General features: G+C 64.1%; 12 protein-coding genes. 1 reads left to right on the forward strand and 11 read right to left on the reverse strand.

The genetic code is table 11. The annotated features are described in order from the left end of the window. Positions 1 to 222: 222 nt before the first annotated feature. The gene (locus tag ACCC94_RS09970) at positions 223 to 501 is read left to right on the forward strand and encodes a DNA-binding protein (protein ID WP_413349252.1); all 279 of its coding nucleotides are present in this window, start codon (positions 223 to 225) and stop codon (positions 499 to 501) included. 210 nt (positions 502 to 711) lie between these two features. Here ACCC94_RS09970 and ACCC94_RS09975 read toward each other — a convergent pair whose 3' ends face one another. The 11 genes from ACCC94_RS09975 to ACCC94_RS10025 form a co-directional block, all read right to left on the reverse strand. After that, positions 712 to 933 (reverse strand): barstar family protein, encoded by a 222-nt coding sequence (locus ACCC94_RS09975; RefSeq protein ID WP_413349253.1) that lies wholly within the window; start codon positions 931 to 933, stop codon positions 712 to 714. Next, on the reverse strand, positions 930 to 1,322 hold the full coding sequence (locus ACCC94_RS09980) for a hypothetical protein (RefSeq protein WP_413349254.1): 393 nt from the start codon (positions 1,320 to 1,322) through the stop codon (positions 930 to 932). The genes ACCC94_RS09975 and ACCC94_RS09980 overlap by 4 nt, the downstream gene beginning before the upstream one ends. 289 nt (positions 1,323 to 1,611) lie before the next feature. Further along, positions 1,612 to 2,304, reverse strand: a complete 693-nt coding sequence (locus ACCC94_RS09985; RefSeq protein WP_413349255.1) for an SOS response-associated peptidase — start codon at positions 2,302 to 2,304, stop codon at positions 1,612 to 1,614. 59 nt (positions 2,305 to 2,363) lie between these two features. Next, positions 2,364 to 2,708: a hypothetical protein gene (locus ACCC94_RS09990; protein WP_413349256.1), complete on the reverse strand. Its 345-nt coding sequence runs from the start codon at positions 2,706 to 2,708 to the stop codon at positions 2,364 to 2,366. Next, the gene (locus tag ACCC94_RS09995; RefSeq protein WP_413349258.1) at positions 2,705 to 3,088 is read right to left on the reverse strand and encodes a hypothetical protein; all 384 of its coding nucleotides are present in this window, start codon (positions 3,086 to 3,088) and stop codon (positions 2,705 to 2,707) included. The genes ACCC94_RS09990 and ACCC94_RS09995 overlap by 4 nt, the downstream gene beginning before the upstream one ends. A 69-nt stretch (positions 3,089 to 3,157) precedes the next feature. Continuing rightward, on the reverse strand, positions 3,158 to 4,159 hold the full coding sequence (locus ACCC94_RS10000) for an isocitrate/isopropylmalate dehydrogenase family protein (protein WP_413349259.1): 1,002 nt from the start codon (positions 4,157 to 4,159) through the stop codon (positions 3,158 to 3,160). Beyond that, a complete protein-coding gene (gene can / locus ACCC94_RS10005; RefSeq protein ID WP_413349260.1) occupies positions 4,156 to 4,800 on the reverse strand; it encodes a carbonate dehydratase in 645 nt (214 codons plus the stop codon). The genes ACCC94_RS10000 and can overlap by 4 nt, the downstream gene beginning before the upstream one ends. 63 nt (positions 4,801 to 4,863) lie before the next feature. Further along, positions 4,864 to 6,108 (reverse strand): C69 family dipeptidase, encoded by a 1,245-nt coding sequence (locus ACCC94_RS10010; protein ID WP_413349261.1) that lies wholly within the window; start codon positions 6,106 to 6,108, stop codon positions 4,864 to 4,866. Continuing rightward, a complete protein-coding gene (locus tag ACCC94_RS10015) occupies positions 6,083 to 7,471 on the reverse strand; it encodes a flavin monoamine oxidase family protein (protein WP_413349263.1) in 1,389 nt (462 codons plus the stop codon). The genes ACCC94_RS10010 and ACCC94_RS10015 overlap by 26 nt, the downstream gene beginning before the upstream one ends. A 383-nt stretch (positions 7,472 to 7,854) precedes the next feature. Beyond that, positions 7,855 to 8,307: a ribosomal protein S18-alanine N-acetyltransferase gene (gene rimI / locus ACCC94_RS10020; protein ID WP_081516411.1), complete on the reverse strand. Its 453-nt coding sequence runs from the start codon at positions 8,305 to 8,307 to the stop codon at positions 7,855 to 7,857. Beyond that, positions 8,304 to 8,991 (reverse strand): energy transducer TonB (locus tag ACCC94_RS10025; protein ID WP_413349264.1); only part of this gene is annotated, 688 nt, incomplete at its 5' end. The genes ACCC94_RS10025 and rimI, both read right to left, overlap by 4 nt.

The raw sequence follows: 8,991 nt of genomic DNA on the forward strand, positions 1-8,991 counted from the left end.
CGAGATCTGTATCTGCACAGACGAGCGAACCACCCAGCGATTACGCGAGCGGGTAGCCCTTTCCACTCTCACCAACGCGGAAACGCGCGGAACACCGGAAACATCCATGCTCTCCCCCTATAATTCGGGACTTGGAATGGCGTGATTTTGTGTTCTATAGACATGAACATAATACACATGCCGGAAACGCCGAACTTGTAGGATGCTTCTGGAAATCAACGAATGAGCGACGGAATCTCGGCAAGAGGACTACGGCTACTGGAGATGGCCAGCATCAAGAAGCTGACAGAACTGGGCAGCACGGACTATCTACGCTGGCAGAACATCAAGCGCGGGAAGGCGAGGCTGGGAGCCGATGAGGTCGAGATTCTTGGAAGAGCCTTTCCAAGCTATCGTTGGTGGCTGATGACGGGAGAGGTAAGTCCTGAACTGAAGCAATTCAGCCCTGACCACGAAGAATCTGCCAGCTACTACTCAACTCATGCGGGCGATGAACCCTGAGCCATCGCCGCAAGATTAGAGCAGATAAAATAAATCTGTCCCCTTTCTCATGAATATGGCCCGACTTACAGGGCTCAAGAGCTCGCGGATGGCTATCATCCGTCTAGTGAGATGCTGGCGAAAGGGTCGCAACTCTTATGGCCGATTATCTGTAGATAATCCTTGGTGCCCACGCCGAATATTTTTCCTTCATCTCGCCGAACAGCTGAGTTAGCTGGCTTGACTCTTTTGGCATGGACACGGAAAACTCAGACCATCCGTGCAAACCCAGCACCTCCGGCATATCCACACTGCCGTTATGGCATCCCAGAAAGCGTCCCAGTTCCGGCCATACCAATCGGTACATTCCAGGGATTGCGCCAAACACTCATGCAGCTCCTCTTTACCCTGCACACCACCTAGATCAATCGTAACGATCTGTGGTCGGGTCATTCCGGAATGTCCTGCGGCCCGGCTTCCATCAGCTCCGCTGGCAAATGAATCGCCAGCAGCTCTGCCGAAATACCGGTGAAGTGTTTCAAGACATACGCCACCTGAAGCAGATAGATATCCACCCACTTGCAGTACGCGGCGTCATTAGGCTGGGGCGGTCGATCCTGCATGAAGGCATGGGCTCGGGCGAGGAATAAGGGAATGACGTCGTAATTCTTGCTGAGGTAGAGCCCGATGCAGTGGTTGACGAAGCTCACCAAGGGGTAGAGACCCGAGGACATCCGATACGCCTGATCGGGGACAAGGTCAGAGGTATTCAGAATCTGATGGAGGCGCTTGAGCTTGGCGCGCTCTTCCTTGGACCCAGGAATCGACAAATCCATTTCCACCTACCGCTCCATTAAGTGGTCCAAACCCTAGCGCGAGGTGCCAGTACCGGTAAAGACTCAGGGCGACTGCATCAGCGGTATCGTCAGAAACTGCCTGTTAAAGTGAGGTTCTGTCGCCATTAAAAGGCCCGATTTACAAGGCTTCGGAGTAACAGCGCAGGGTAGCTCTCATGCGATTCATAACGCTGATGTCCCAGGTTCAAGTCCAGGTGTATCCACCTCTCTCGAAAGGGGTTTAGCGAAAGCTGAACCCCTTTTCTTTTACCTGCAAAGAAGTGCCTCCATCGCCTTACTCGGCCTCCTCGATCAGATCCTCTGAATCATTCTTCGCGTCATTTACCCGTAACGACACCCGATGCCCCGCAAAATCCTCTCGCGCATGGTGAATCAAATCACCCAGCGCTTCGCTGCGCGTAGCAGCGGATAACCACTCCTCGAAGCTCTCCGGCACCAGCACCACGGGCATCCGGTGGTGGATATGTTCAATGCTCGGAGCGGCGGACTTGGTTAGCAGGGCACAGGAGAGGACGGGATCACCGTTGGGGTTTATCCACAGGGACCAGAGGCCGGCGATGGCGATGATGGGATCGGTGGGGCTGTGGATGAAGTACGGCTGGGGGACCTGGCGGCCGCCGGGGTTACGTACGGTTTCCTGTTCGTTCCATTCGTACCAGCCCAGCGCGGGCATGAGACAGCGGGTGCTGCGCAGGGCCTGGCGCCAGAGGGGTTTGCTGGCGGCTTCTTCGCTGCGGGCGTTGAAGGAGAGGCGCGGCGGGGTGGACTCCTTCCACCAGGCGGGAATCAGGCCCCAGCGGGCGGGCAGCAGTTCCAGTTGGCCGCATTCATCGTGGCGCAGGATGGGGACGGTCATGGTCGGAGCAACGTTGTAGCAGGGCTCCAGCCAACGCGGCGGCGTGCGCGCGCCGATGTGCCAGTAGCGTTCGATAGCCGCTTCTTCGGGACTGACGTAGCGTCCGCACATGCCGGGCACCTTGGGGAGGGGGGTGCTTTGAGCTTAGTTCGCCGGCATGCCGGCGAGCATCAGCGTGGCGTGCGGGATTGGCCGATGTGCTTGGCGGCGGTATCGATCAGGAACCAGAGCGACAGCGGCGCGCCGATGAACAGGAAGGGGATCATCAGAAACAGGCCGTGGCCGACCCAGGCAGTGATATACACGCCTCCGGCCAGACAGGCGTGAAGGTATTTCGCCCCATCCTGGCAGTCGGCGTATGCGTAACCCCAGGAGCCCAGCAGCCAGCCGATGCCGGTATAGGCTGCTGGCAGGACAGCGAGAAGGTAGCGCACCGGCCAAGCCAATTGTGATGCACGCCAGAACAGGAGAGCCGGAGGCACGAAGAGCGCCAAGGCCAGTATCAGCAGCTTCATGCCCGTTCGGTTCCGCGATGCGCGCCAACGGTGCAAGCAATACACGCCGCGAAATAGCTCAGCAGGGCAATCAGTAGACTCTTTGCCCAGGCAAAGACAGCCATTTTTCTATCCAACTGGTCATTCAGCCCCTGGCTGCGGGGCTCATCCACCATACTGCGGGTCAACTCATAAATCTTTTCCTGAGCCTCGCAGTGGTATTCCTTGTAGATGCGCTTAATCTCGGTCGCATACTTCTGCCCGACCACAGTCTCGGCGAAGTCGTCCCGCATGTGGTCGCGGATAGCGCTGTTTACTCCCGTCAAGAAAGCCGTCATGTAGTAAAGGCCAACGGCAATGAGAAGTTTCCGCCAGGAAGGCTTGAAGAAACGCAGGATCATCCTTGTCTCCATGCATTGAGGGTTGGCGCACGCTAACACACAGGCTGGAAGCGCTTCGCACTCTGCTGCTCAGTCCAACCGCTGCACCACACCCCGCCCAATCACCCGCGTCGTCTCTGTGTCGAAGTCCACCCTGCCCTCCTCCCGCAGAAACCCATCCACCGCCCCATCGATCCGCTGCGCCAGTTCCGGCAGTTGCCAATAATGCCGCAGCAGCATGCCGGCGCTGAGTATTGCGGCGAGCGGGTTGGCGCGGCCGGTGCCGGCGATGTCGGGGGCGCTGCCGTGGACGGGTTCAGCGAGGGCGATGCCGGCGCCGAGGTTGAGCGAGGGCGCCAAGCCCAGGCCGCCGCCCCAGTGGCTGGCCAGGTCGGAGAGGATGTCGCCGAAAAGATTCGTGGTGACGATCAGGTCGAAGGCTTCTGGCCGCTCGACCAGTTGCAGGGCGGCGACGTCGACCAGGCGTTCGTCGAGGACGTCGCTCCAGCCCTCCTCCACCAGCCGTGCGCGGCAGGTATCGCGGAACAGGCCGCAAGTGAGCGGCAGGACGTTGGCCTTGTGCACGAGTGTGATGCGCCGGGCCTGGCGCAGGCGGGCAAGTTCGGCGGCGCCAGCGGCGAGGCGTTCGCACGCGGCGCGGCTGATGACTCGCTCGGCAATGGCGGCGCCCTCGGCTTCCCAGTACTCGCGGCCGCTGTAAAGGCCTTCGCTGTTTTCCCGCAGGACCAGCAGGTCGATGCCGGCGCGAGTCGAGACCACCGGGCGCGAGCGCACGGGCCGCAGGTTGAGGTTCAGCGCGAGCGTCTGGCGCAGGCTGAGGATGGCACTGCGGTAGCCTTCGACCGGGTGGCTGGGCGAGGAGACGGCGCCGAACAGCCCGGCGCCGCAGGCGCGCAGGCGTTCGTAGGTAACATCAGGAACGGAAGTGCCGTGGCGCTGGAAGCAATCCCAACCGGCTTCGGCTTCCTCTACCTGCAGGTCGGGCAGCAGGCGTTGCAGCACCTCCACCGCGACGGGCACCACTTCACAGCCGATGCCGTCACCGGGGATGACGCACAGGCGCCGGCTCAAGACTGGCCGAGCGGGCGCAGGCGGTATTGCGGCGGCAGCTGGTCGAGACCGCTGACGGTGACGTTGAGGTCCTTCCAGATGCCGTCCTTGATGCCGTAGATGCAGCCGTGCACGGAGATCTTCTGGCCCCGGTGCCAGGCGTTCTGGACGATGCTGGTGTGGCTGACGTTGGCGACCTGCTGGATGACGTTGAGCTCGCAGAGGCGGTCGACGCGTTCTTCTTCCTTCTCGAACTGGCCGAGGTGGTCACGGTATTCGTAGGCGAGGTCGCGGATGGTGCGCAGCCAGCCGTCGATCAGGCCGAGCTGGGTGTGGTGCAGGGCGGCGCGCACACCACCGCAGCCGTAGTGGCCGGTGACGAGGATGTGCTTGACCTTGAGCACGTCGACGGCGAACTGGATGACCGACAGGCAATTGAGGTCGGTGTGCAGTACCACGTTGGCGACGTTGCGGTGGACGAACAGTTCGCCGGGCAGCAGGCCGACGATCTGGTTGGACGGCACGCGCGCATCGGAGCAGCCGATCCACAGGTATTCGGGGGTCTGCTGGCGGGCCAGTTTGGCGAAGAAATCGGGGTCTTCCTGCTTGATGGCTTCGGCCCAGCGGGCGTTGTTATCGAACAGTTCCTGCAGCTCGCTCATGTCCGGCTCCTCATCATTGGCTGGCGGCACCTTACGCAGCGCAGGCGTGACTGACAAGCCACCTCAGCGCACGGCGTTCAGCCGCCACCAGCGCGGCGGGCGGGACGCCCGCTGCAGCGCCAGCTGCTGCCAGGCGTCATGCCAGGCCTGTCCTTCGGCGGCGAGGCGCGGCCAGTCCAGCGTGCGCCGATCCAGAGCGGCGAGCAACTCGGTTTCCAGCCAGCCGTGGCCGGCGCGCAGGGCGTCGGCGAAACCGGGATCGACCAGCGCGCGCTGGTGCACGGTTTCGAAGCGCCACCAGAGGGAGTCTTCCACGGCGTCGCTTTCGCGGCTGAGCAGTCCTTCGCCGGCGCGCTCGTCGAAACCCAGCGGCTGAAAGATCGACAGGCATGGCGCCGAGGTGCCGGTGGCGGCCAGGCGCGGGAGCTCGCCATCGAGCCGGGCGATGAGGCTGGCGGTGGTCTGCGAGGGTCGCCAGAAGCTGCCGGCATGCAGGCAGATTTGCCGGTTGTCATGCAGGCCGAAGCGTTGCCCGCGATGACCGTGGCTGCGCAGGGCAACCACCAGCGCCAGCCAGTCAACCTCGGCCGGGCAGTGGGCGAGGAAGTCCTCGTTGAGCTGGCGGCGCTGGTGCGCGCCGGCGATCCAGGGCAGCACGCGACTGTCGAAAGCGCGAGCGAAGTGGAAGTCGCCGCGGCCGTTCCAGCAGCCGAAGCGGCGCGCCTGGGTTTCCAGGTCGGCACTGGCGAGGTCGTAGTCGTGGCCGAGGCTCAAGGCATTGGAGATGGCCCAGCGCTCGACCTTCTTCGCTGCCCACAGGCGCCCGGCGGTTTCCAGCACCCAGGCTTCGTCGCGGTCGGCAATCAGGTAGCTGTTGTCGTAGCGCATGCGCTTGTTGCGGTAACCGGCCGGGCCACCCTGGCCGTGGCGCTCCAGCAGTTCGGTAATGACGGCCAGGGCTTCGCGGGCGCTGCCTCCGCGCTCCAGGCCCAGGCGCAGCAGGTCCATGCCGAGCAGAGCTTCGCCGTCGCGCTGGGTCAGCCTGGTGAACACGGCTTCGTTGCCGATGGCCACCCCCTTGTCGTTGACGCCCATTTCAGCGCCCCACAGCCAGGCCGGCTGGCTGAGGATGACGCCGTGGCGGTTGGCGGTCTGGGGGATCTCCAGGTAGCTGGTGCGCACCGTGGCCGCGCTGTCGCCGTGCACCGCCTCGAGGCGGATCAGGCGTTGCGCTTCGGCGGGCTCGCGGTCGCTGTTCTTGGCGAACCAGGTGGCCCCGCCGCTACGCAATACCAAGGTGTCGCACATAATCTTCCTCCCCGTGGTCTTCCCGCGCACCCAGGACTTCCCGCGCCGCACGCTCCCCGGCCTCCACGGCCCCGTCGAAATAGCCCATCCAGCGCGTCGCCGTTTCGGTGCCGGCGAAGTGCAAGCGCCCGTAGGGTTCGCGCAGGCGCGCCGCGCCGCTGCTCCACAACCCCGGCGGGAACAGGGCGGCATAGCAGCCCCTGGCGAAGGGTTCTTCGGCCCAGGATTTGTCCACGTAATCCACTGGCTGCAGCGCCTGTTCGCCGAAGTAGCGGGCGAAGCAGTCCAGCACCTGGCCGCGGCGGTCACCGGCGGGCCGGGCATTCCACTGCCGCGCCTCGTCGCCTTCGATGAAGCCCAGCAACACGCCGCGCCCGGAGTCGGGGACGCTGTTGTCGAAGGTCAGGCGCACCGGGCCGGTCTCGCTGGTGGCCTGGCCGGAGAGCCCCTTGTCGCGCCAGAAGGGTTTGTCGTAGAGCGCCATGCACTTGATCACCGCGCCTTGCGGCAGGCGTTGCAACAGTTGGTCGCGCCAGCTGGGCAGCAGCGGTTCCTGGGTGATGCGCAGCAGTTGCGTTGGCGGAATGGCGAAGATGACGTGGCTGGCCTGGTGCGTACCGCGGTCGGTCACCAGTTCGACACGGCTGCCGTCCTGGCGCACGGCGCGCACGGGCTCGCCGGTATGGACGTCGCCGATCCGCTCGGCCAGGGTTTCGCTGATTCGTTGGGAGCCGCCGAGGATGCGGTCCTGCTGGGCGCCGCCTTCGACGCCGAGCACGGTGTCGAGGTTGGTGCCGCCGTGGATATAGAAGAGGACATGGAGGAAAGAGAGATCATGGGGGCTGGCGGCGAACACAGCGCCGCACATCAGCTCGAAGACCTTGCGCCCGGTGGCGGTGCGCACGTTGCGCCGCAGCCATTCGGCGAAGGTGAGGCTGTCCCACTGGGGCGCCTTGGGATGCAGGCTGGGGTCGCCCAGCGGGATTTCCCGCGCCATGCGGTCCAGGCGGACATGAGCCTGAAGTACATCGAGCAGGACGTGGGGAGGAAACTTCGGAATGGTGCCGCGATAGGGTCTTAATCGGCCGCCGAACAAGGTGAGGTTGTCGCCCTGGTTCCATTGCGGATAGGTCGACAGGCCGAGTTCGGCCAGCAGGGAAAGGATGCGCTCCTGGGTCGGGCCGACCCACTGGCCGCCCACCTCGACCACTTCGCCACTGGCGAAGCGATGGTTGAGGGTACGCCCACCGACGCGCTTGTTGGCCTCGATCACTTTCACCCGTTGCCCGGCTTGCGCCAGACGCCAGGCCGCGGTCAGCCCCGAAATACCGGCGCCCACCACGATCACATCGCTGCGATTCATGTTTGCGACCTTAGGTTCTTGTTGTTATTGGGCTTAAGGGTAAGCCAGGAATCGTCCTCGGAAAAACCCGATCGGCAGGAAATTTCGTAGCTTGTGCCGTGAATTAACGGGCGGAAGCTCTAGTCTGGGAGATCCCGGTGCGGGGCGTGCCGAGCGGCCGGTCAGTGCGGACTTGGAGAAAGTTCGCGAGCAAGCTCGCTCCTACGAAGGGCATTCCGTTGCTGAGGTGGAGGCCCAACCGCTGCTCGCGAATCGCACGGCGCACAGCATTTGCAGGAAGGGTGGCGCGCAGCGATACCCATGCTGCAGGCGCACCAATTGATGGGTATCGCTTCGCTCCACGCCATCCTACGCTGAGGTCGGAACGACCTTTCCAGCCTGGGTCAGTCCACCAGCGTGCAGGCCATCACCAGCGCGTCTTCTCGCCCGCCGACGGCCGGGTAATAGTCGCGGCGGCGGCCGATCTCGTTGAAGCCGTAGCGCTCGTAGAGACGGTAGGCCGGGCCGTTGGAGGCGCGGACCTCGAGGAAGCATTCCACCCCGCCTTTCTCGTGGGCGCGCTTCATCAGGTGTTCCAGCAGCGCCAGACCCAGGCCGCGGCCCTGGCTTTCCGGCTTCACCGTGATGTTGAGCAGGTGCGCTTCATCGAGGATCAGCTGGATCACGCCGTGGCCGACCTGCTGGCTGCCTTCGAACATCACCCAGCATTCGTAGCTCTTCAGGCCGTCGGCGAAGGTGCCGCGCGTCCAGGGGTGGCTGAAGGCGGCGTATTCGATCTTGAGTACGGCATCGAGGTCCGCCTCGGTCATCGGGCGGAAGGAAACAGCATCGCTCATGCAGGGGTCTGACTCATCCAGCGTTGCCGCACGCGGCGCATGGCGCGCCAGAGGTCGGCTTTCAAAGTGGGTTCTTCGGCCAGACGCTCGAGGCCTGGCACTGCCCAGGCGACGCCCAGGCCTTCGACCTGCAGCTCGCGCAGCAGGGATTCTTCGTCGCCTTCGCCGGCGAAGCGCACGGCGGGCATGCCGACCAACCAAAGGCAGGCACTGGGGGCGCCCTCCTCCAGCCGCGCGGCGACGAATCCCTGGACGAACTCGCGGGCGGCTTGCGGGCCCTGGTCCATGTTGCCGCGGGAGAACAGCGGCCAGCGTACGGGCTCGCCCAATAGCTGCGGACTGTCCGGCAGGCCGGCAGCGCGCAGGAGGTCCTTCAACAGCAGGTAAGCCGGGTCGCGACTCGCCAACGGCTCGCCAGTGGGTAGTTCGACCAGCAGGGTGCATTCGCCGGCGCGCAGCAGTTGCAGGGCGAAACGTGGCGGCGGAGCGACTGGTGTGCGGACGACCGGCTCGGCTTCCGCCTCGATCGCTTCTTCGACTTTGACCGGCGCGGCCGGCTTGGCCTGGGCGCCAACCTTGGGCAGCAGGCGCGCGGCGATAGAGCCGGGCTCGCCCACCGGCATTGGCGAAGGCGCGGGCGCTGCCACTGGAGCCGCGGTGGTCCGCGAGGCCGTGGCTCCAGTG

The organism is Pseudomonas sp. Pseusp97, from assembly GCF_047304025.1.
Lineage (GTDB): Bacteria > Pseudomonadota > Gammaproteobacteria > Pseudomonadales > Pseudomonadaceae > Pseudomonas.

Coding starts and splice junctions, on each gene's coding strand:
- ACCC94_RS09970 (WP_413349252.1), top strand. CDS start 223: ATGAGCGACGGAATCTCGGCAAGAGGACTACGGCTACTGGAGATGGCC.
- ACCC94_RS09975 (WP_413349253.1), bottom strand. CDS start 933: ATGACCCGACCACAGATCGTTACGATTGATCTAGGTGGTGTGCAGGGT.
- ACCC94_RS09985 (WP_413349255.1), bottom strand. CDS start 2,304: ATGTGCGGACGCTACGTCAGTCCCGAAGAAGCGGCTATCGAACGCTAC.
- ACCC94_RS09990 (WP_413349256.1), bottom strand. CDS start 2,708: ATGAAGCTGCTGATACTGGCCTTGGCGCTCTTCGTGCCTCCGGCTCTC.
- ACCC94_RS09995 (WP_413349258.1), bottom strand. CDS start 3,088: ATGATCCTGCGTTTCTTCAAGCCTTCCTGGCGGAAACTTCTCATTGCC.
- can (WP_413349260.1), bottom strand. CDS start 4,800: ATGAGCGAGCTGCAGGAACTGTTCGATAACAACGCCCGCTGGGCCGAA.
- ACCC94_RS10010 (WP_413349261.1), bottom strand. CDS start 6,108: ATGTGCGACACCTTGGTATTGCGTAGCGGCGGGGCCACCTGGTTCGCC.
- ACCC94_RS10015 (WP_413349263.1), bottom strand. CDS start 7,471: ATGAATCGCAGCGATGTGATCGTGGTGGGCGCCGGTATTTCGGGGCTG.
- rimI (WP_081516411.1), bottom strand. CDS start 8,307: ATGAGCGATGCTGTTTCCTTCCGCCCGATGACCGAGGCGGACCTCGAT.